This window comes from Buttiauxella sp. A111 (assembly GCF_014189855.1).
GTDB lineage: Bacteria > Pseudomonadota > Gammaproteobacteria > Enterobacterales > Enterobacteriaceae > Buttiauxella > Buttiauxella selenatireducens.
In genome coordinates this window covers 1,036,621-1,057,520 of the sequence record NZ_BJFN01000001.1, presented here as the reverse complement: position 1 = coordinate 1,057,520, position 20,900 = coordinate 1,036,621, and the positions used below count along the sequence as shown (strand labels likewise).

Sequence of the window (20,900 nt, the reverse complement as noted above, 5' to 3'; positions counted from 1 at the left end):
AATTAAAGCGGCGAATCCTGGCTAATCTCATCAAGCGAAAGCTGGAAACTCGGTACAAACACATTCATGAAATAGTCCATCTCTTCACTGTGACGGTCCGCCAGCGTTTTCTCAAGTCGGCTTTTGGCCAGTAAGAACTCATTGTTACCGGCAGAGAGCTCTTCCAGGCATTTTAGATAAGCGCATAACGCATCAGCTTGTTTAACGATGGCTCTTTCTTCATCACTACTTTGATGTTCGTCTATCAGTGGTGCCCAGATATCACGTAACTCTTCCGGCACCATATCGATCAATTTCTGCTGCGCGATTTTCTCGATAGCTTTGTATTCGTGGGCTATCTGCGAGTTGAAATATTTCACTGGTGTGGGCAAATCGCCCGTTAACACTTCACTGGCATCGTGATACATCGCCAGTAGTGCCACGTGTTCAGCATTAATCTGTCCGTTAAATTTGCGGTTCTTTATCACGGCTAAGGCATGAGCGACCATAGCAACTTGTAGGCTATGCTCCGAAACATTTTCAGTGCGCACATTGCGCATTAATGGCCAACGGTTGATTAATTTCAGACGTGAAAGATGGGCAAAAAAATGGCTCTGGCTCATAGATACACTCGGGGTCTATAGGGCGGGTAAGCAGAGCGTCACCCGCCGAGAATGTGGTGGACCAAGCTTACGCTTATCCACCCTTTGAGGCTAAAAATTACTGGTGGTAATGACCGAGGAAACGACCAAATTTATGGATAGCCATATCCAGTTCATCAACGCGAGGTAAGGTGACAATACGGACATGATCAGGCCACGGCCAGTTAAACGCAGTCCCTTGAACCAACAGCACTTTTTCCTGTAGTAAGAAGTCTAGCACCATTTTTTGGTCATCATGGATGTTAAAACGTTTCGCGTCAATTTTAGGGAACATATACAACGCTCCACGTGGTTTCACGCATGACACACCTGGAATCTCGTTAATCAGTTCCCACGCGCGATTGCGCTGCTCGTATAAGCGGCCGCCAGGCGCGATAAACTCACTGATACTTTGATAGCCGCCTAAAGCTGTCTGGATTGCGTGCTGAGCAGGAACGTTGGCACACAGGCGCATAGACGCCAGCATTTCCAGACCTTCGATGTAACCTTTTGCATGTTTCTTAGGCCCGCTCAGTACCATCCAGCCTTGACGGAAGCCCGCAACACGGTAGGTTTTGGACAAACCGTTAAAGGTTACCGTCAGCAGATCCGGGGCAAGTGCAGCAATCGAATGGTGCTGCGCCTCGTCGTACAGAATCTTGTCATAAATTTCATCAGCAAAAATAATCAAATTATGCTGACGCGCGATTTCAACAATTTCCAGCAGCAGCTCTTTCGAGTAGACCGCACCGGTTGGGTTATTGGGGTTGATAATCACGATACCGCGGGTACGCGGCGTGATTTTAGCGCGAATGTCATCAAGGTCAGGGAACCAGTCGGCAGACTCATCACATAAGTAATGAACGGCTTTGCCACTGGAAAGCGAGACGGCTGCGGTCCATAACGGATAATCTGGAGCAGGAACCAACATCTCATCACCGCTGTTCAGCAATGCTTGCATAGATTGAACAATCAGCTCAGAAACACCGTTACCGATGTAGATGTCTTCAACCGTCACATCCCGCATTTCTCGTGCTTGATAATGCTGCATGATGGCTTTACGTGCGGAGTAGAGCCCTTTCGAGTCGCAATAGCCTTGCGCCGTAGGCAGGTTACGAATCACATCGACAAGGATCTCATCCGGGGCATCAAAGCCAAATGGCGCTGGGTTGCCAATATTCAGCTTGAGGACTTTATTCCCTTCTTCCTCAAGACGTTTCGCCTCTTTGAGTACTGGGCCACGGATGTCATAACAGACGTTATCAAGTTTGCTGGATTTTTCGATTGGGGACATGAACCTGACCTTAAATGTTAGCGCCACTTCCTGCCGTGGAAGCGACCAGGCAACAATGTACTCCTGCAACGCCCAGATTTGAAGGTTGTCGAAGCGCCAAATAGTAATAAATCTTCAATTTTTAGAGGGGGAAGTAAAATCGGTTTGGAAATTATTCAGCAGTATTATGTGTTGTTAAATATATTGATATCGATAAAAAATATAGAATATTAATAAAAATTCAACAATATTAACTGCCTTGGTGTGGTGGGTGTAGTAGGTGCTGCTGACTGTAATATGAATTTAACTGAGTAATAGTTAAGAAAAATTGAATATTCATGCTCAACTTAAATGGAGTGGTGAGTGTGAGTTAATAATATGTGTATAAAAATAAACATGTATGTGATTAATATAAACAAAGAATAGAGTTATATTGCTTCTCATTTAGCTTGTAGAATTTTGGACACTTCTGTGAATAATGCATTGGAGAGTGAATTAAAAAAGAGAATGAGATCAGATAATTCGCAACAAAAGTTATGAGTTACTTCGTTTTGCGGTAAGATGCAGTGCTGAAATTGGTAGGTAATTTTTGCTGGAAATAACGCAACCTCATGTTTTATTGTAGGTTGGTTTATCGTCTTTGTTCTGTGTCAATTGCCAGTGAAACGAAGTGCCTTAAAGGAAATTTTCATGGTGTTTACACGGGTGTCTGCTGTGAGTTGAATAAATAAAACTCAGCGCTGAAGTTGATTTACAATAATTACGCAGTTTTAATTTCAGTAGCTAGTGCGTTAAGACGAAAGTTTGTATGTTGTAAACGTCAGTATAATATCCCCAGGTATAAATGTGTCGCATTATTGATTCGCATTCGCCTGAGGGCATGAAAATAAATAAGTCAGAACGACTGTCAGGATGACGGTGCTCCCCATCGGGAGGCGTTCTGTAAAAGGGAATTGCTTTATCTTTTTGATAAATCACAGCAATAAAACTAAGGCAGACTCGTAAGAGCAACCTACTAGTGAAAAAATTATGATTAACGCAAATCGTCCGATACTTAATCTCGACCTCGATCTGCTCAGGACTTTTGTTGCCGTAGCGGATCTGAATACTTTTGCCGCTGCTGCTGTTGCGGTATGCCGTACTCAATCGGCTGTAAGCCAGCAGATGCAACGTCTTGAACAATTGGTAGGAAAAGAGCTTTTTGCCCGTCATGGACGTAATAAATTGCTGACCGAGCACGGTATTCAGCTCCTTGGTTATGCGCGAAAGATTTTGCGTTTTAATGATGAAGCTTGTACTTCGCTAATGTTCAGCAATTTGCAAGGCGTATTAACGATTGGGGCATCTGATGAAACAGCGGATACCATTCTGCCGTTTCTGCTCAATCGGATAAGCTCGGTTTACCCAAAATTGGCGTTGGATGTGCGTGTTAAACGTAATCCGTTTATGGTTGAAATGCTCGATCAGCAGGAAGTTGATTTAGTTGTCACCACGTCGAAACCTGCGCATTTTGAATCCATTGTTTTACGCACTTCGCCAACATTATGGTACTGCGCTGCTGATTACATCTTCCTGAAAGGTGAAACGGTGCCTTTAGTGGTGCTCGATAATCCGAGCCCATATCGGGATATGATGATTGAGCAATTGAATGCGGCCCGCATTCCGTGGCGTATTGCCTATGTTGCTTCTACGCTTTCTGCCGTTCGCGCTGCGGTTAAAGCAGGGCTTGGGATTACCTCCCGTCCGGTAGAAATGATGAGTCCAGAGCTACGCGTGCTGGGAAGTGCCGATGGTTTGCCGGCCATGCCTGATACGCAATACATGCTGTGCCGTAATCTGCAAACCACCAATGATTTAGCGCAGGCTATTTTTAGCGCACTGGAAATCAACCCGAATCCATATCGTTACATGGCTTCTTCTGATGAAGATGGTGACACGGTGTTACTGGAAGGCGATTTCGAGTAACGCTATAGCCGTAAAGCGGATTTGTTAGTAACAAATTATGAAATTCAAAAACAGGTCATTGGGTGCTATTTTTGCCTCAATGGCTTGTTTTTTAATCAGCGTACCGTGGGTTTATTGCTTTTTTGTAAAAATGTCTTTTAAAACAATCTGTTTTCCATCTCTCATCCTACCTGCTTTCTCCCTACATCCTGGGAATCAAAATCGCTTCAAATGTTAAAATAAAGGCTGCAATGTTGTTGGTTTTTGATATGAATTAACAGAAGCGTGTCTCAGATCAAGAAAATACTCCCTATAGGGGGGATGAATAGTTGAGATTTCCTGCCAAAATAGAGCAGTAGTTATTTTTTTCCTCCATAACGGACACGATTCACCTTCATTGAAAACGAGTTAGTAACGTGACGTTACCAGCTTTTAACGCATTAAATGTTAATGAAGTTGCTGTCATGTAAATTAATGTGTGGATACTTTTGTTAAAGTTGACAAAAGGTTATAGAAAGGAGTAAAAAACCCCATCAATTTGCTGGTAAAGTTCTGATTCTGGCACTAATTGTAAGGTTAATTGTTCCTCCCCATGAATCGATGTGGTGTTCATCTGCCAGCAAGAGCAGAGACTTTGGCGCCACTTTTGATGAGTAAGCAATGAGTATGTCAACATCCACTGAAGTTATCGCTCATCACTGGGCGTTCGCAGTCTTTCTTATTGTTGCCGTAGGCCTGTGTTGCGTAATGCTTCTCGGGGCCTGGTTCCTTGGCGGGAGAGCTAAGGGTCGGCACAAAAACACTCCCTTCGAGTCAGGTATCGACTCAGTTGGTACAGCGCGCTTACGTCTATCCGCTAAGTTCTACTTGGTTGCCATGTTCTTCGTTATCTTCGACGTGGAAGCCTTGTATCTCTATGCGTGGTCGGTTTCTATTCGTGAAAGCGGATGGATAGGTTTCGTCGAGGCCGCAATTTTCATTTTTGTGCTACTGGCAGGCCTGGTGTATTTGGTGCGCATTGGTGCTCTTGATTGGACTCCTGCGCGTTCGCGCCGTACCCACATCAACCCAGAAACTGACAGTCTCACTAACCGTCATACCCAAGATGCTCTGAATCCTTCAGCAAGTAGCAAGGCGATCAGTGAGTAAGTTTCCACGCGCTTACTTGAGTAAGTGATTGGGATTTAAGAACGCAGGCAACACAGCTACAACCTGAAGAAAGACGAGTATAAAGCGAGGCAATAAGATGGACTATACGCTCACCCGCATAGACCCCAACGGTGAGAATGACCGTTACCCCCTGCAAAAACAGGAGATCGTAAGCGATCCTCTTGATCAAGAAATCAACCGTAGTGTGTACATGGGCAAGCTCGAGCATGCCATGCACGATATGGTGAACTGGGGTCGTAAAAACTCAATTTGGCCTTATAACTTTGGCCTTTCTTGCTGCTACGTTGAGATGGTGACTTCGTTTACCGCCGTACATGACGTGGCACGTTTCGGTGCCGAAGTACTGCGTGCATCTCCGCGTCAGGCCGACCTGATGGTTATCGCAGGAACCTGCTTTACCAAAATGGCTCCCGTCATTCAGCGCCTTTACGATCAAATGCTCGAGCCAAAATGGGTGATCTCGATGGGTGCTTGCGCCAACTCAGGTGGCATGTACGACATCTACTCTGTGGTGCAAGGTGTGGATAAATTCCTGCCAGTGGATGTTTACATCCCAGGTTGCCCACCGCGCCCGGAAGCTTACATGCAAGCACTGATGCTGCTGCAAGAGTCCATTGGCAAAGAGCGTCGTCCACTGTCCTGGGTGGTTGGCGATCAAGGTGTTTATCGCGCCAACATGCAATCAGAGCGTGAACGTAAACGTGGCGAGCGTATTGCTGTCACCAACTTGCGGACACCAGACGAGATTTAATATGCGCCTGTGGGCAGTGTGAGTTTACTTCGCATATCAATAATACTAGCGCGAAGCCACTGCTGACAGTCACCACAGTACCATTTGCAATGGTGAGAATTATGACCGATTTAACTGCGCATGATGCCAACCAGCAAGCCTGGCAAACCCGAGACCATTTAGATGATCCGGTAATTGGCGAACTGCGTAACCGTTTTGGGCCGGATGCCTTCACTGTTCAGCCAACCCGCACTGGTGTTCCAGTCGTCTGGGTTAAGCGTGAACAACTGCTGGAAGTGGGCGATTTCTTAAAGAAACTCCCGAAACCCTACTCCATGCTGTTCGACTTACACGGCATGGACGAACGTCTCCGTACTCACCGCAACGGTTTACCGGCTGCGGATTTTTCCGTTTTCTACCACCTGATTTCTATCGATCGCAACCGCGACATCATGCTCAAGGTGGCGCTGTCCGAAAACGATCTGAACGTGCCTACTTTCACCAAACTGTTCCCGAACGCGAACTGGTATGAGCGTGAAACCTGGGAAATGTTTGGCATCAACATTGTTGGCCACCCGCACCTGACGCGCATCATGATGCCACCAACGTGGGAAGGCCACCCGCTGCGTAAAGATTATCCGGCGCGTGCCACCGAGTTCGATCCGTTTGAATTAACCAAACAGAAAGAAGACCTCGAGATGGAAGCGCTGACCTTCAAGCCTGAAGAGTGGGGCATGAAGCGCAGCAGCGAGCATGAAGATTTCATGTTCCTGAACCTGGGTCCAAACCACCCATCCGCGCACGGTGCATTCCGTATTGTCCTGCAACTCGACGGTGAAGAGATTGTCGACTGTGTGCCGGATATCGGTTACCACCACCGTGGTGCTGAGAAGATGGGTGAGCGTCAGTCGTGGCACAGCTACATTCCGTACACCGACCGTATCGAATATCTCGGCGGCTGCGTAAACGAAATGCCATATGTGCTGGCGGTTGAAAAACTGGCGGGCATCAAGGTTCCTGAGCGTGTTGACGTTATCCGCGTCATGCTGTCTGAACTGTTCCGTATTAACAGCCACCTGCTGTATATCTCCACGTTTATTCAGGACGTGGGTGCAATGACCCCGGTGTTCTTCGCCTTTACCGACCGTCAGAAAATTTATGACCTGGTCGAAGCGATTACCGGTTTCCGTATGCACCCAGCCTGGTTCCGTATCGGCGGTGTCGCTCACGACTTGCCAAACGGTTGGGAGCGCTTGCTGAAAGAGTTCCTCGACTGGATGCCAAAACGTCTGGATTCCTACGAGAAAGCAGCGCTGCGCAACACCATCCTGAAAGGTCGTTCCCAGGGCGTTGCCGCGTACGGTAAGAAAGAAGCGCTGGAGTGGGGTACCACCGGTGCTGGCCTGCGTGCAACTGGTGTCGACTTCGATATCCGTAAAGCGCGCCCATATTCTGGTTATGAAAACTTTGACTTCGAAATCCCGGTTGGCGGTGGCGTCAGTGACTGCTACACCCGCGTGATGTTGAAAGTTGAAGAACTTCGCCAGAGCTTGCGCATTCTTGAGCAGTGCCTGAAAAATATGCCTGCTGGCCCGTTCAAAGCCGATCATCCGCTGACAACGCCGCCACCGAAAGAGCGTACGCTGCAACATATCGAAACCCTGATCACTCACTTCCTGCAAGTTTCGTGGGGCCCGGTCATGCCGGCTAACGAATCCTTCCAGATGATTGAAGCGACGAAAGGGATTAACAGTTACTACCTGACCAGCGACGGCAGCACAATGAGCTACCGTACCCGTATCCGTACCCCGAGCTTTGCGCACTTGCAGCAAATCCCGGCGGCGATTCGCGGCAGCCTGGTTTCTGACCTGATTGTCTATCTGGGTAGTATCGATTTTGTAATGTCTGATGTGGATCGCTAACTATGCACGATAAACAACAACCCCAGGCTGAAGCTTTTGAGCTGAGTGCGGCAGAGCGTGATGCGATTGAGCACGAAAAACATCATTACGAAGATGCTCGCGCGGCATCTATCGAAGCGCTGAAGATTGTCCAGAAACAGCGTGGCTGGGTGCCTGACGGCGCTATTTACGCCATTGCCGAGGTTCTGGACATCCCTGCCAGCGACGTAGAAGGTGTTGCCACATTCTACAGCCAGATTTTCCGCCAACCGGTCGGTCGCCACGTTATTCGCTATTGCGATAGCGTGGTTTGCCATATTACCGGCTACCAGGGCATTCAGTCGGCTATCGAAGCAAAACTGAACATCAAACCGGGTCAAACCACGTTTGATGGTCGCTTCACCCTGCTGCCAACTTGCTGTCTGGGCAACTGCGACAAAGGGCCGACCATGATGATTGATGAGGATACTCACAGCCATCTGACGCCGGAAGCGATCCCTGATTTGCTGGAGCAGTACAAATGAAAACCATTATTCGTACTGCCGAAACCCATCCGCTGACCTGGCGGTTGCGCGATGACAAACAGCCTGTGTGGCTGGATGAATATCGCAGCAAAAACGGCTACGAAGGTGCACGTCTTGCGTTGACGGGTCTCGCGCCAGATGAAGTCGTTAATCGGGTTAAAGACGCCGGCCTGAAAGGGCGCGGCGGTGCGGGCTTCTCCACCGGTTTGAAGTGGAGCCTGATGCCGAAAGACGAATCCATGAACATTCGTTACCTGCTGTGTAACGCCGATGAAATGGAGCCGGGCACTTATAAAGACCGCTTATTGATGGAGCAACTGCCGCACCTGCTGGTGGAAGGCATGCTGATTTCTGCGTTCGCACTGAAAGCGTACCGTGGTTACATCTTCCTGCGTGGCGAGTATATCGAAGCGGCTGTGCATCTGCGCCGTGCGATTGCTGAAGCCACCGAAGCGGGTCTGCTTGGCAAAAACATCCTCGGTTCGGGTTTTGATTTCGAACTGATCGTGCACACTGGTGCCGGGCGTTATATCTGCGGTGAAGAAACTGCACTGATTAACTCCCTGGAAGGCCGCCGCGCGAACCCACGTTCTAAACCACCATTCCCGGCATCAAGCGGCGTATGGGGTAAACCGACCTGCGTAAACAACGTCGAAACGCTGTGTAACGTACCGGCGATTCTGGCTGATGGCGTGGAGTGGTACCAGGGTATTTCTACCAGTAAAGATGCTGGTACCAAGCTGATGGGCTTCTCGGGTCGCGTTAAGAATCCTGGCGTTTGGGAATTACCGTTTGGCACCACCGCACGCGAAATTCTTGAAGATTACGCGGGTGGTATGCGCGATGGCCTGAAATTCAAAGCCTGGCAGCCGGGCGGGGCAGGGACTGACTTCCTGACCGAATCGCATCTTGATCTGCCGATGGAATTTGAAAGCATTGGCAAAGCGGGTAGCCGTCTGGGTACGGCGCTGGCGATGGCCGTTGACCATGAAATTGGTATGGTGCCGCTGGTTCGCAATCTGGAAGAGTTTTTTGCCCGTGAATCTTGTGGCTGGTGTACACCTTGCCGTGACGGTTTACCGTGGAGCGTAAAAATTCTGCGTGCACTGGAGCGTGGCGAAGGCCAACCTGGGGATATCGAGACACTTGAGCAACTGTGTCGTTTCCTTGGGCCGGGTAAAACCTTCTGTGCGCATGCGCCAGGTGCGGTTGAACCGTTGCAGAGTGCGATTAAATATTTCCGCGAAGAATTCGAAGCAGGCATTGCCAAACAAGATTTCGGTAACACTCGTGCCATTCAGGGTATTCAACCGAACTTGTTAAAAACGCGCTGGTGATAGACAACTTTTCACCCTCACCCTAGCCCTCTCCCTGAGGGAGAGGGAATTATCCAGTTCCCCTTCTCTTAGGGGGCGGGATTGTCCGGTTTCCCCCTCTATTGGGGGCGGGATTGTCCGGTTTCCCCCTCTCTTGGGGGGCAGGATTGTCCGGTTTTCCCCCTCTCCTGGGGGAGAGGGCCGGGGTGAGGGCGATAGTTATTCGCACAAGAATTTTTGATTAACGCCTGAGCTTATTCAGGCCAACTGGAAGCATGCTGACTATGGCTACGATTCATGTAGACGGCAAAGAATATGAGGTAAACGGGTCTGACAACTTGCTGCAAGCTTGTCTGTCGCTCGGTCTCGATATTCCTTATTTTTGCTGGCACCCGGCGCTCGGAAGCGTCGGTGCTTGCCGCCAGTGCGCGGTGAAGCAATATCAAAACGCAGAAGATAATCGTGGTCGTCTGGTGATGTCTTGTATGACACCTGCCTCTGACGGGACGTTTATCTCCATTGACGATAGCGAAGCGAAAGAATTCCGTGAAAGCGTTGTGGAATGGTTGATGACTAACCACCCGCACGATTGCCCGGTTTGTGAAGAGGGCGGCAACTGCCACCTGCAAGATATGACGGTTATGACCGGCCATAGCTTCCGCCGCTACCGCTTCACTAAACGTACTCACCGTAACCAGGATCTCGGCCCGTTCATCTCTCACGAAATGAACCGCTGTATCGCCTGCTACCGCTGTGTGCGTTACTACAAAGATTATGCCGATGGCAAAGACTTGGGCGTTTATGGCGCACATGACAACGTCTACTTCGGTCGTCCTGAAGACGGTACGCTTGAGAGCGAATTCTCCGGTAACCTGGTAGAAATCTGCCCGACCGGCGTGTTCACGGACAAAACGCACTCCGAGCGTTACAACCGTAAATGGGACATGCAGTTTGCACCAAGCATCTGCCAGCAGTGCAGCATCGGCTGTAACACCAGCCCTGGTGAGCGCTACGGTGAATTGCGTCGTATCGAAAACCGTTACAACGGCACCGTGAACCACTACTTCCTGTGCGACCGTGGCCGCTTTGGTTATGGCTACGTGAACCTGAAAGACAGGCCGCGTCAGCCGATCCAACGTCGTGGTGACGATCTCATCACCCTGAACGCTGAACAGGCGATGCAAGGTGCGGCAGATATTCTGCGTCAGTCGAAGAAAGTGATCGGTATCGGTTCCCCGCGTGCCAGCGTAGAAAGCAACTTTGCTCTGCGTGAACTGGTGGGTGCAGCCAACTTCTACACCGGTATCGCAACCGGTGAGCAAGCGCGCCTGCAATTGATGCTCAAAGTGCTGCAAGAAAGTGGCGTTCATACTCCGGCGCTGCGTGAAATCGAATCCTACGATGCCGTTCTGGTACTTGGCGAAGACATTACACAAACCGGTGCGCGTGTTGCGCTGGCTGTGCGTCAGGCTGTGAAAGGTAAAGCGCGCGAAATGGCAGCAGCACAGAAAGTGGCTGACTGGCAGATTGCGGCCATCCTGAACATTGGCCAGCACGCTAAACATCCGCTGTTCGTCACTAATATCGACAGCACTCGTCTGGATGACATCGCCGCGTGGACTTATCGTGCGCCGGTTGAAGATCAGGCGCGTTTAGGTTTTGCCATTGCCCATGCGCTGGACAGCAACTCCCCAGCCGTTGAACTGGATCGTGACCTCAAAAACAAAGTCGACGTCATTGTTCAGGCACTGGCGGGGGCCAAAAAACCTCTGATCGTTTCCGGGACTAACGCCGGCAGCGAAGCGGTTATGCAAGCAGCAGCAAACGTTGCTAAAGCGCTGAAAGGCCGTGGAGCCGATGTCGGTATCACCATGGTCGCTCGTGCGGTGAACAGCGTGGGCCTTGGTCTGATTGGCGGCGGTTCGCTTGAAGAAGCGCTGAGTGAGCTGGAAAGCGGTGCAGCCGATGCGGTTGTGGTGCTGGAAAACGATCTGCATCGCCATGCTTCTGCGGCTCGCGTTGACGCGGCACTGAGCAAAGCTCCGCTGGTGATGGTTATTGACCATCAGCGTACAGCGATTATGGACAAAGCCCATCTGGTGCTTTCTACCGCAAGCTTTGCTGAAAGCGACGGAACGGTGATTAACAACGAAGGCCGCGCACAGCGTTTCTTCCAGGTTTATGACCCGTCTTACTATGATCATTCGATTGTCATGCTCGAAAGCTGGCGTTGGCTGCACTCCCTGCACAGCACCGTTGAAAGCCGTGAAGTGGACTGGACGCAGCTTGATGATGTTATTGATGCCTGCGTGAAAGCGTTGCCACAACTGGCTGGGATTAAAGATGCGGCACCTGATGCCAGCTTCCGTATCCGTGGCCAGAAACTGTCACGTTCACCAATCCGTTCCAGTGGACGTACTGCAATGCGCGCCAATATCAGTGTGCATGAGCCGCGTCAGCCACAGGATAAAGACACCATGTTCTCCTTCTCTATGGAAGGGAACAACAGTCCGTCGGCCAATCGTCAGCAGATCCCATTTGCATGGGCACCAGGCTGGAACTCACCGCAAGCATGGAACAAGTTCCAGGCCGAAGTGGGTGGCAAACTGCGTCATGGCGATCCGGGCGTGCGACTGATTGAAGCGTCTGAAACGGGCATTGATTACTTTGACTCCGTGCCGGAAATCTTCCAGGCAGAAGAAGGTAAATGGCGTATTGCGCCTTACTACCATCTGTTTGGCAGCGACGAAATGTCCCAGCGTTCTCCGATTTTCCAGAGCCGAATGGCTGAGCCTTATATCAAGCTCAATCCGGCAGATGCTGCAAAACTGGGCGTGAATGCAGGAAGCCTGATTTCGTTTAGCTATGAAGGTCAAACACTGAGTCTGCCGCTGCAACTTTCCGAAGGGCTGGCAGCAGGGCAGGTTGGTTTACCGATGGGTATGCCTGGCATTGCTCCGGTACTGGCGGGTGCGCGTCTTGAAAATCTCCAGGAGGCTGGCCAATGAGTTGGTTAACACCGGATGTTATCGACATTCTGCTGAGCATTCTCAAAGCGGTCGTTATCCTGTTGGTCGTGGTGACATGCGGTGCGTTCATGAGTTTTGGTGAACGCCGCTTGCTGGGTCTGTTCCAGAACCGTTACGGACCTAACCGTGTTGGCTGGGGCGGCTCGCTCCAGCTCGTCGCGGACATGATCAAAATGTTCTTTAAAGAAGACTGGACTCCGCGCTTTGCGGACCGCGTCATCTTTACCCTGGCACCAATGATTGCCTTCACCTCGCTGTTGCTGGCCTTTGCTATTGTGCCTGTCAGCCCAAGCTGGGTCGTTGCTGACCTGAACATTGGTATTTTGTTCTTCCTGATGCTGGCAGGTCTTGCGGTTTACGCCGTCCTGTTCGCTGGCTGGTCGAGCAACAACAAATACTCGCTGTTAGGCGCGATGCGTGCTTCTGCACAAACGCTGAGCTACGAAGTGTTCCTGGGTCTGTCCCTGATGGGGGTTGTTGCTCAGGCCGGTTCGTTCAATATGGGCGATATCGTGGATAACCAGGCCAATTTGTGGAACGTGATTCCGCAGTTCTTTGGCTTCGTCACCTTCGCTATCGCAGGCGTGGCAGTTTGTCACCGTCACCCATTTGACCAACCCGAAGCAGAGCAAGAACTGGCAGATGGTTACCACATCGAATATTCCGGCATGAAGTTTGGCCTGTTCTTCGTGGGTGAATACATCGGCATCGTGACTGTTTCAGCCTTGATCGTGACCCTGTTCTTTGGTGGCTGGCATGGCCCGTGGTTACCACCGTTCATCTGGTTCGCGCTGAAAACCGCGTTCTTCATGATGATGTTCATTTTGATCCGTGCATCATTACCTCGTCCGCGTTATGACCAGGTGATGTCCTTTGGCTGGAAAATCTGCCTGCCGTTGACACTGGTCAATTTGCTGGTGACCGCTGCGGTCATTCTCTATCAGGCACCATAAGGGGTGAAAAAACCATGACATTGAAAGAGTTAGTGGTTGGTTTCGGCACCCAGGTACGCAGTATCTGGATGATCGGTCTGCACGCGTTTGCCAAACGCGAAACGCAGATGTATCCGGAAGAGCCAGTGTATTTACCACCACGCTACCGTGGCCGCATCGTGCTGACGCGTGATCCGGACGGCGAAGAGCGTTGTGTTGCCTGTAACCTGTGTGCGGTAGCTTGCCCGGTCGCCTGTATCTCTTTGCAGAAAGCAGAAACCAAAGATGGCCGCTGGTATCCAGAGTTTTTCCGCATCAACTTCTCGCGCTGCATTTTCTGCGGCTTGTGCGAAGAAGCGTGCCCAACAACGGCAATTCAGCTTACTCCAGACTTCGAGCTGGGCGAGTTTAAGCGTCAGGATTTGGTGTACGAAAAAGAGGACCTGCTGATTTCCGGTCCGGGTAAATACCCGGAATATAACTTCTACCGGATGGCAGGTATGGCAATCGACGGCAAAGATAAAGGCGAAGCGGAAAACGAAGCTAAGCCTATCGACGTCAAAGGCCTATTACCTTAAAGGAGCAAGGCAATGGAATTCGCTTTTTATATTTGCGCAATCATCGCGGTTGGAACCACCTTGCGTGTTATCACGCACACCAACCCGGTGCATGCCTTGCTGTATCTGATCATCTCATTGCTGGCTATCTCCGGGGTGTTCTTCTCCCTGGGGGCCTACTTTGCCGCAGCGCTTGAAATTATCGTCTACGCCGGCGCCATTATGGTGTTGTTCGTCTTTGTGGTAATGATGCTAAACCTCGGCGGTGCCGTTGTTGAACAAGAGCGTAACTGGCTCAAGCCGCAGTTGTGGATTGGCCCTGGCGTTTTGTCAGCCATCCTGCTGTCGGTGTTGGTGTACGCGATCCTCAGTCTGAATGACCAGGGAATCGACGGGACATCTGTCAGTGCTAAAGAGGTCGGTATCGCGCTATTTGGACCGTACGTTCTGGCAGTGGAATTAGCCTCAATGCTGCTGCTGGCGGGTCTGGTTGTTGCATTCCACCTCGGTCGCGAAGACCGTCCGGGTGAAGTGCTGAGTAATCGCCAGGCTGACGCGGCGGCGAAAAGAAAAACGGAGGAGCACGTATGATTCCGCTGCAACATGGACTAATCCTCGCGGCTATCTTGTTCGTACTTGGGCTGACTGGGCTTGTGATTCGTCGCAACTTGCTTTTCATGCTGATTAGCCTGGAAGTGATGATTAACGCGGCAGCACTCGCGTTTGTGGTCGCCGGGAGTTATTGGGGCCAGGCTGACGGCCAGGTGATGTATATACTCGCGATTAGCTTAGCTGCCGCCGAAGCCAGTATTGGCCTCGCACTGTTATTGCAGCTCCATCGTCGTCGCCAGAACCTGAATATCGATTCAGTAAGTGAGATGCGTGGATGAACCTTCTCTGGTTAACCATTCTTTTGCCATTTATTGGTTTTTTATTGTTGGCGTTCTCTCGTGGTCGTTGGTCAGAAAATCTTTCTGCCACGGTTGGGGTCGGCTCGATTGGTCTTGCGGCGTTAGTCACTGCGATTGTCGGGTTTGACTTCTTTAACAACGGGCAGCAAGCCTTCACCCAGCCGTTGTGGACCTGGATGTCAGTCGGTGATTTCAACATCGGCTTCAATCTGATCCTCGACGGTTTGTCACTGACTATGTTGTCAGTGGTGACTGGTGTCGGCTTCCTGATCCACATGTACGCATCCTGGTATATGCGCGGAGAAGAAGGGTATTCTCGCTTCTTTGCCTACACCAACCTGTTTATCGCCAGCATGGTGGTTCTGGTTCTTGGTGACAACCTGCTGCTGATGTACCTCGGTTGGGAAGGCGTAGGTCTGTGCTCGTATCTGCTGATTGGTTTCTACTATACCGATCCGAAGAACGGCGCTGCCGCCATGAAAGCATTCGTTGTGACCCGTGTCGGTGACGTATTCCTCGCGTTCGCGTTGTTCATTCTTTACAACGAACTGGGCACGCTAAACTTCCGCGAAATGGTTGAACTGGCGCCGCAGCACTTTGCGCAAGGTAACCAAATGCTGACCTGGGCAACGCTGATGCTGTTGGGCGGTGCGGTTGGTAAATCTGCACAGCTTCCGCTGCAAACATGGCTTGCGGATGCGATGGCAGGCCCAACGCCAGTTTCAGCGCTGATCCACGCGGCCACCATGGTCACCGCGGGTGTCTACCTGATTGCGCGTACTCATGGCTTGTTCTTGCTGACGCCTGAAGTACTGCATTTGGTTGGCATCGTGGGTGCCGTTACGCTGGTGATGGCAGGTTTTGCTGCCCTGGTGCAAACCGATATCAAACGTGTGCTGGCGTACTCGACCATGAGCCAGATTGGCTACATGTTCCTGGCGCTGGGTGTACAAGCGTGGGATGCGGCGATTTTCCACCTGATGACGCACGCTTTCTTCAAAGCGTTGTTGTTCCTGTCATCGGGTTCGGTGATCCTTGCCTGCCACCACGAACAAAACATCTTCAAAATGGGTGGCCTGCGTAAGTCCATTCCGCTGGTGTATGTCTGCTTCCTGGTTGGTGGTGCGGCGTTGTCTGCATTACCTCTCATTACCGCAGGCTTCTTCAGTAAAGATGAGATTCTGGCCGGTGCGATGGCGAATGGTCATATCAACCTGATGGTTGCAGGTCTGGTCGGTGCGTTTATGACCTCGCTGTATACCTTCCGTATGATCTTCATCGTCTTCCACGGTAAAGAGCAGATTCACGCTCACGCGGTTAAAGGCATTACTCACCACTTGCCGCTGATTGTGTTGCTGGTGCTGTCCACGTTCGTTGGCGCAATGATTGTTCCGCCATTGCACGGTGTTCTGCCTGCCACCACTGAGCTGCCACACGGTAGCGTGCTGACCCTTGAGATTACCTCAGGCGTTGTGGCTATTGCCGGTATCTTAATTGCTGCGTGGCTGTGGTTAGGCAAACGCACTTTGGTCACCGCCATTGCAAACAGTGCGCCGGGCCGCTTCTTCGGCACCTGGTGGTTCCATGCCTGGGGCTTCGATTGGCTGTACGACAAAATCTTTGTTAAGCCATTCATGGGCATCGCCTGGTTGCTTAAGAGCGATCCGCTGAATTCAATGATGAACATTCCGGCAGTTCTTTCACGCCTGGCAGGTCGCGGCCTGTTGGTGAGCGAGAATGGTTATTTACGCTGGTATGTGGCCTCAATGAGTATCGGTGCGGTCGTGATTCTGGGCTTGCTGCTGGTCTTGCGCTAACTCCGTACATTTCCCCCTCTCCTTCCGGGAGAGGGCTGGGGTGAGGGGTAATTCCTTCTCCCGGCTAAGGGAAAGTGAGTGATGTTTTGGTTTATTTTGACTTAGGGACACAAATGCCATGCTATTACCCTGGCTGATACTCATCCCCTTTATTGGCGGCTTCTTCTGCTGGCAGACTGAACGCTTCGGCGTAAAAGTACCGCGTTGGATTGCGCTGGTAACGATGGGACTGACACTGGCTCTTTCACTGCAACTGTGGCTATCCGGCGGTTACTCGCTGACGCAATCCGCAGGTTTGCCGCAGTGGCAGTCTGAATTTATCCTGCCGTGGATCCCGCGTTTTGGGATTGAGATCCATTTAGCAATTGATGGCTTGTCATTGCTGATGGTCGTGCTTACCGGCCTGCTCGGTGTGCTGGCTGTACTTTGTTCCTGGAATGAAATCGAAAAATATCAGGGCTTCTTCCACCTCAACCTGATGTGGATCCTCGGTGGCGTTATCGGCGTGTTCCTTGCCATCGATATGTTCCTGTTCTTCTTCTTCTGGGAAATGATGCTGGTACCGATGTACTTCCTGATTGCACTGTGGGGCCACAAAGCCTCTGACGGGAAGACACGTATCACCGCTGCAACCAAGTTCTTCATCTACACCCAGGCAAGCGGTCTGGTGATGTTGATTGCGATCCTTGGGCTGGTGTTTGTGCACTACAACGCGACCGGTGTTTGGACCTTTAACTACGAACAACTGCTGCATACCGAAATGTCCCACAGCGTACAGTGGCTGTTGATGCTGGGCTTCTTCATTGCATTTGCGGTGAAAATGCCTGTCGTTCCATTGCACGGTTGGTTGCCAGACGCGCACTCCCAGGCACCAACAGCGGGTTCTGTTGACCTCGCAGGTATCTTGCTGAAAACTGCGGCCTACGGCCTGCTGCGTTTCGCACTTCCCCTGTTCCCTGAAGCGTCTGCTGAATTTGCACCAATCGCCATGTGGCTGGGTGTTATCGGCATCTTCTACGGCGCGTGGATGGCCTTCGCACAAACAGATATCAAACGTCTTATCGCTTACACCTCCGTTTCCCACATGGGTTTCGTGTTGATTGCTATTTATACCGGCAGCCAGTTGGCCTACCAGGGGGCGATTATCATGATGATTGCGCATGGTTTGTCTGCGGCGGGTATGTTCATCATCTGTGGTCAGCTTTACGAGCGTTTGCACACTCGCGATATGCGCCTGATGGGCGGCCTGTGGAACAAAATCAAATGGCTGCCAGGTTTGTCGATGTTCTTCGCAGTGGCAACCCTCGGGATGCCGGGTACGGGTAACTTCGTTGGCGAATTCATGATTCTGTTCGGCAGCTTCCATGTTGTGCCAGTGATTACGGTTGTCTCGACCTTCGGTCTGGTGTTTGCATCGGTTTATTCTCTGGCGATGCTGCATCGTGCTTACTTCGGTAAAGCAAAAAGCGAAATCAGTGATAAACAACTGCCAGGCATGTCGCTGCGCGAGTTCTTTATCATTCTGTTGCTGGTGGTGTTGTTAGTCCTGTTGGGCTTCTACCCGCAGCCAATTCTGGATACTTCGCATGCTGCGATGAGCAATATTCAGCAGTGGTTTACCAGTTCAATTCCAACTACAAGGCCGTAATTCGCCATGACTATAACTCCTCAACAATTGATCGCGCTGCTACCGCTGCTCGTCGTCGGATTGACGGTGGTGGTTGTGATGCTCTCCATAGCGTGGCGACGCGACCATTTTGTCAATGCAACACTCGCTGTTATCGGCCTTAACGCTGCGTTAGTTTCGCTGTGGTTTGTAGGGCAGGCTGGAGCAATGGACGTCACACCGCTGATGCGTGTTGATGGCTATGCGATGCTCTACACCGGGCTGGTTTTGCTGGCAAGTCTGGCAACCTGTACGTTTGCTTACCCGTGGTTGCAGGGTTACACCGACAACCGCGAAGAGTTTTACCTGCTGGTGCTGATTGCGGCACTGGGCGGTATTCTTCTGGCAAACGCCAACCACCTGGCGGCGTTGTTCCTTGGCATTGAATTGATCTCACTGCCGCTGTTCGGTCTGATTGGTTACGCCTTCCGACAGAAACGCTCGCTTGAAGCCAGCATCAAGTACACCATTCTGTCTGCTGCAGCGTCTTCATTCCTGCTGTTTGGTATGGCGCTGGTGTACGCAGAATCGGGTGACCTGTCGTTTGTGGCTCTCGGTAAGAGTCTGGCAGACAGCATGCTGCACGAACCTTTGCTGCTTGCTGGTCTGGGCCTGATGATTGTTGGCCTTGGCTTTAAACTGTCTCTGGTTCCGTTCCACCTGTGGACGCCAGATGTTTACCAGGGCGCTCCGGCTCCAGTATCAACTTTCCTGGCAACTGCCAGCAAAATCGCCATCTTTGGTGTGGTGATGCGTCTGTTCCTCTATGCGCCAGTCGGTGATAGCGAAGCGGTTCGCGTGGTGCTCGGGATTATTGCTTTCATCTCCATCCTGTTCGGTAACGTGATGGCGTTGAGCCAGACCAACATCAAACGTCTGCTGGGTTACTCGTCCATCTCCCACCTCGGTTATTTGATGGTGGCACTGATTGCCCTGCAAAGTGGCGATATGTCGATGGAATCGGTGGGTGTTTATCTGGCCGGTTACCTGTTCAGCAGCCTCGGCGCGTTCGGTGTGGTCAGCCTGATGTCCAGCCCATACCGTGGCCCGGATGCAGATTCTCTGTACTCCTACCGTGGTCTGTTCTGGCATAAACCGATTCTGTCTGCGGTGATGACCGTGATGATGCTGTCACTGGCCGGTATCCCAATGACATTAGGCTTCATCGGTAAGTTCTACATCATTGCCGTCGGTGTCCAGTCTCACCTGTGGTGGTTGACCGGTGCTGTGGTGTTGGGTAGTGCGATCGGTTTGTACTACTACCTGCGTGTGACGGTGAGTTTGTATCTGAATGCGCCGCAACAGCTTACCCGTGATACCCCAGGAAACTGGGCATTCACCGCAGGCGGTGTTGTGGTTCTGATCTCCGCTGTGCTGGTACTGCTGCTGGGGGTTTACCCGCAACCGCTTATCAGCCTGGTGCGTTTGGCAACACCGATGATGTAAATGATTTCTGCCGCAAACGAAGGCTACCCAATCGGGTAGCCTTTTTTGTTTTACACGCTTGCTACACTTAGATGTGAACACGGTTAAAGGAGTAAGTCATGAGCGACAAAATTAATATTGGCATCAGCGCTTGCTTACTCGGGGAAAATGTCCGGTTTGACGGCGGGCATAAACGGCTGGCATTTGCCGTCAATGAACTGGCTCCATGGGTGCATTTTGAGCCTGTTTGCCCTGAAATGGCGATTGGTTTACCCACGCCCCGGCCTGCTTTACGTCTGGTAAAACAGGATGATGGCGAAATCGCGTTGCGCTTTAGCAACCACAGTGAAGGGGATTTAACGCAGGCGATGCAGCAATTTTCCTCGCGCCGGGTTGCCGGGCTGGATCATCTTTGCGGATATATCGTTTGTGCGAAATCCCCAAGCTGTGGCCTGGAGCGGGTGAGGGTTTACGAAACTGAAGGGAATAATAATCGTAAAAGCGGCACCGGGATTTTTACTGCCGAGTTGAAACGACAGCTACCGTGGTTGCCGGTCGAAGAGGACGGGCGTTTATATGACCCGGCTATTCGCGAGAACTTTGTCGAGCGCATTTATACGCTTTATGAGCTTAATAAATTGCGTAAATCTGGCCTGACGCGCGGTGGGCTTATCGGTTTTCACAGCCGTTATAAATTATTGCTGCTGGCGCATTCGCAGCCGCAGTATCGGGAACTGGGGCGGTTTGTGGCGGATATCGAAAGCTGGGATTCGCTGGATGACTTTTTCGTTGAGTACCGTACGCGTCTTATGGCTTTGCTCGAGCACCAGGCGACGCGACGCAACCACACTAACGTGCTAATGCATGTACAAGGATACTTCCGCCGCCAGTTAAATTCTCGCCAGCGACAGGAGCTCTCAGGGCTTATCGACCGCTATCGCCAGGGGACCCAACCTTTACTGGCTCCCATCACCTTGTTAAAACACTATATGGCAGAATATCCTGACGCTTATCTGGCGCAGCAGCGCTATTTTGAGCCTTATCCCGAAGCGTTACGTTTACGCTACGGAAATTAAATATGGAGA

Annotated in this window: 17 protein-coding genes; 15 read left to right on the top strand and 2 right to left on the bottom strand. The window is 51.1% G+C overall.

Annotated elements, in window-relative coordinates:
- Positions 1–2: 2 nt before the first annotated feature.
- Both yfbR and alaA read right to left on the bottom strand, forming a co-directional pair.
- On the bottom strand, positions 3–602 hold the full coding sequence (gene yfbR, locus BSPA111_RS04745; protein WP_120066229.1) for a 5'-deoxynucleotidase: 600 nt from the start codon (positions 600–602) through the stop codon (positions 3–5).
- Between the two features lie 97 nt (positions 603–699).
- Complete coding sequence (alaA, locus tag BSPA111_RS04740; RefSeq protein WP_183270013.1) at positions 700–1,914, bottom strand: alanine transaminase AlaA; 1,215 nt, start codon at positions 1,912–1,914, stop codon at positions 700–702.
- Positions 1,915–2,922: 1,008 nt separating this feature from the next.
- Here alaA and lrhA point away from each other — a divergent pair.
- The 15 genes from lrhA to BSPA111_RS04665 all read left to right on the top strand — a co-directional run bounded on the left by lrhA (position 2,923) and on the right by BSPA111_RS04665 (position 20,891).
- The gene (lrhA, locus tag BSPA111_RS04735; RefSeq protein WP_183270012.1) at positions 2,923–3,858 is read left to right on the top strand and encodes a transcriptional regulator LrhA; all 936 of its coding nucleotides are present in this window, start codon (positions 2,923–2,925) and stop codon (positions 3,856–3,858) included.
- Positions 3,859–4,497: 639 nt separating this feature from the next.
- Complete coding sequence (nuoA, locus tag BSPA111_RS04730) at positions 4,498–4,986, top strand: NADH-quinone oxidoreductase subunit NuoA (protein WP_183270011.1); 489 nt, start codon at positions 4,498–4,500, stop codon at positions 4,984–4,986.
- Positions 4,987–5,083: 97 nt separating this feature from the next.
- Positions 5,084–5,758 (top strand): NADH-quinone oxidoreductase subunit NuoB, encoded by a 675-nt coding sequence (nuoB, locus tag BSPA111_RS04725; RefSeq protein WP_183270010.1) that lies wholly within the window; start codon positions 5,084–5,086, stop codon positions 5,756–5,758.
- 89 nt (positions 5,759–5,847) lie between these two features.
- On the top strand, positions 5,848–7,659 hold the full coding sequence (gene nuoC, locus BSPA111_RS04720; protein ID WP_183270009.1) for an NADH-quinone oxidoreductase subunit C/D: 1,812 nt from the start codon (positions 5,848–5,850) through the stop codon (positions 7,657–7,659).
- Between the two features lie 2 nt (positions 7,660–7,661).
- Entirely contained in the window at positions 7,662–8,162 is a 501-nt protein-coding gene (nuoE, locus tag BSPA111_RS04715; RefSeq protein ID WP_183270008.1) for an NADH-quinone oxidoreductase subunit NuoE, read from the top strand.
- Complete coding sequence (gene nuoF / locus BSPA111_RS04710; RefSeq protein WP_183270007.1) at positions 8,159–9,499, top strand: NADH-quinone oxidoreductase subunit NuoF; 1,341 nt, start codon at positions 8,159–8,161, stop codon at positions 9,497–9,499. Before nuoE ends, nuoF begins: the two co-directional genes overlap by 4 nt.
- Positions 9,500–9,762: 263 nt before the next feature.
- Entirely contained in the window at positions 9,763–12,486 is a 2,724-nt protein-coding gene (gene nuoG, locus BSPA111_RS04705) for an NADH-quinone oxidoreductase subunit NuoG (protein ID WP_183270006.1), read from the top strand.
- Positions 12,483–13,460, top strand: coding sequence for an NADH-quinone oxidoreductase subunit NuoH (nuoH, locus tag BSPA111_RS04700; RefSeq protein WP_183270005.1), 978 nt, complete (start codon positions 12,483–12,485; stop codon positions 13,458–13,460). The genes nuoG and nuoH overlap by 4 nt, the downstream gene beginning before the upstream one ends.
- 14 nt (positions 13,461–13,474) lie before the next feature.
- Entirely contained in the window at positions 13,475–14,017 is a 543-nt protein-coding gene (nuoI, locus tag BSPA111_RS04695; protein ID WP_121268553.1) for an NADH-quinone oxidoreductase subunit NuoI, read from the top strand.
- A gap of 12 nt (positions 14,018–14,029) precedes the next feature.
- Positions 14,030–14,587 carry an NADH-quinone oxidoreductase subunit J gene (gene nuoJ, locus BSPA111_RS04690; RefSeq protein WP_183270004.1) on the top strand — a complete coding sequence of 186 codons (558 nt, stop codon included), beginning with the start codon at positions 14,030–14,032 and terminating at the stop codon, positions 14,585–14,587.
- Entirely contained in the window at positions 14,584–14,886 is a 303-nt protein-coding gene (gene nuoK, locus BSPA111_RS04685; RefSeq protein WP_008459783.1) for an NADH-quinone oxidoreductase subunit NuoK, read from the top strand. The genes nuoJ and nuoK overlap by 4 nt, the downstream gene beginning before the upstream one ends.
- On the top strand, positions 14,883–16,724 hold the full coding sequence (gene nuoL / locus BSPA111_RS04680) for an NADH-quinone oxidoreductase subunit L (protein ID WP_183270003.1): 1,842 nt from the start codon (positions 14,883–14,885) through the stop codon (positions 16,722–16,724). The genes nuoK and nuoL overlap by 4 nt, the downstream gene beginning before the upstream one ends.
- A 118-nt stretch (positions 16,725–16,842) precedes the next feature.
- A complete protein-coding gene (gene nuoM, locus BSPA111_RS04675) occupies positions 16,843–18,372 on the top strand; it encodes an NADH-quinone oxidoreductase subunit M (RefSeq protein WP_183270002.1) in 1,530 nt (509 codons plus the stop codon).
- A 6-nt stretch (positions 18,373–18,378) separates the two neighbouring features.
- A complete protein-coding gene (gene nuoN / locus BSPA111_RS04670; protein WP_183270001.1) occupies positions 18,379–19,836 on the top strand; it encodes an NADH-quinone oxidoreductase subunit NuoN in 1,458 nt (485 codons plus the stop codon).
- A gap of 98 nt (positions 19,837–19,934) precedes the next feature.
- Positions 19,935–20,891 carry a DUF523 and DUF1722 domain-containing protein gene (locus BSPA111_RS04665; protein WP_183270000.1) on the top strand — a complete coding sequence of 319 codons (957 nt, stop codon included), beginning with the start codon at positions 19,935–19,937 and terminating at the stop codon, positions 20,889–20,891.
- The last annotated feature ends 9 nt before the right edge of the window (positions 20,892–20,900 follow it).

What these genes read in the sequence shown, in the direction of transcription:
- yfbR (WP_120066229.1), bottom strand. Translation starts at nt 602, where the DNA reads ATGAGCCAGAGCCATTTTTTTGCCCATCTTTCACGTCTGAAATTAATC.
- alaA (WP_183270013.1), bottom strand. Translation starts at nt 1,914, where the DNA reads ATGTCCCCAATCGAAAAATCCAGCAAACTTGATAACGTCTGTTATGAC.
- lrhA (WP_183270012.1), top strand. Translation starts at nt 2,923, where the DNA reads ATGATTAACGCAAATCGTCCGATACTTAATCTCGACCTCGATCTGCTC.
- nuoA (WP_183270011.1), top strand. Translation starts at nt 4,498, where the DNA reads ATGAGTATGTCAACATCCACTGAAGTTATCGCTCATCACTGGGCGTTC.
- nuoB (WP_183270010.1), top strand. Translation starts at nt 5,084, where the DNA reads ATGGACTATACGCTCACCCGCATAGACCCCAACGGTGAGAATGACCGT.
- nuoC (WP_183270009.1), top strand. Translation starts at nt 5,848, where the DNA reads ATGGTGAGAATTATGACCGATTTAACTGCGCATGATGCCAACCAGCAA.
- nuoE (WP_183270008.1), top strand. Translation starts at nt 7,662, where the DNA reads ATGCACGATAAACAACAACCCCAGGCTGAAGCTTTTGAGCTGAGTGCG.
- nuoF (WP_183270007.1), top strand. Translation starts at nt 8,159, where the DNA reads ATGAAAACCATTATTCGTACTGCCGAAACCCATCCGCTGACCTGGCGG.
- nuoG (WP_183270006.1), top strand. Translation starts at nt 9,763, where the DNA reads ATGGCTACGATTCATGTAGACGGCAAAGAATATGAGGTAAACGGGTCT.
- nuoH (WP_183270005.1), top strand. Translation starts at nt 12,483, where the DNA reads ATGAGTTGGTTAACACCGGATGTTATCGACATTCTGCTGAGCATTCTC.
- nuoI (WP_121268553.1), top strand. Translation starts at nt 13,475, where the DNA reads ATGACATTGAAAGAGTTAGTGGTTGGTTTCGGCACCCAGGTACGCAGT.
- nuoJ (WP_183270004.1), top strand. Translation starts at nt 14,030, where the DNA reads ATGGAATTCGCTTTTTATATTTGCGCAATCATCGCGGTTGGAACCACC.
- nuoK (WP_008459783.1), top strand. Translation starts at nt 14,584, where the DNA reads ATGATTCCGCTGCAACATGGACTAATCCTCGCGGCTATCTTGTTCGTA.
- nuoL (WP_183270003.1), top strand. Translation starts at nt 14,883, where the DNA reads ATGAACCTTCTCTGGTTAACCATTCTTTTGCCATTTATTGGTTTTTTA.
- nuoM (WP_183270002.1), top strand. Translation starts at nt 16,843, where the DNA reads ATGCTATTACCCTGGCTGATACTCATCCCCTTTATTGGCGGCTTCTTC.
- nuoN (WP_183270001.1), top strand. Translation starts at nt 18,379, where the DNA reads ATGACTATAACTCCTCAACAATTGATCGCGCTGCTACCGCTGCTCGTC.
- BSPA111_RS04665 (WP_183270000.1), top strand. Translation starts at nt 19,935, where the DNA reads ATGAGCGACAAAATTAATATTGGCATCAGCGCTTGCTTACTCGGGGAA.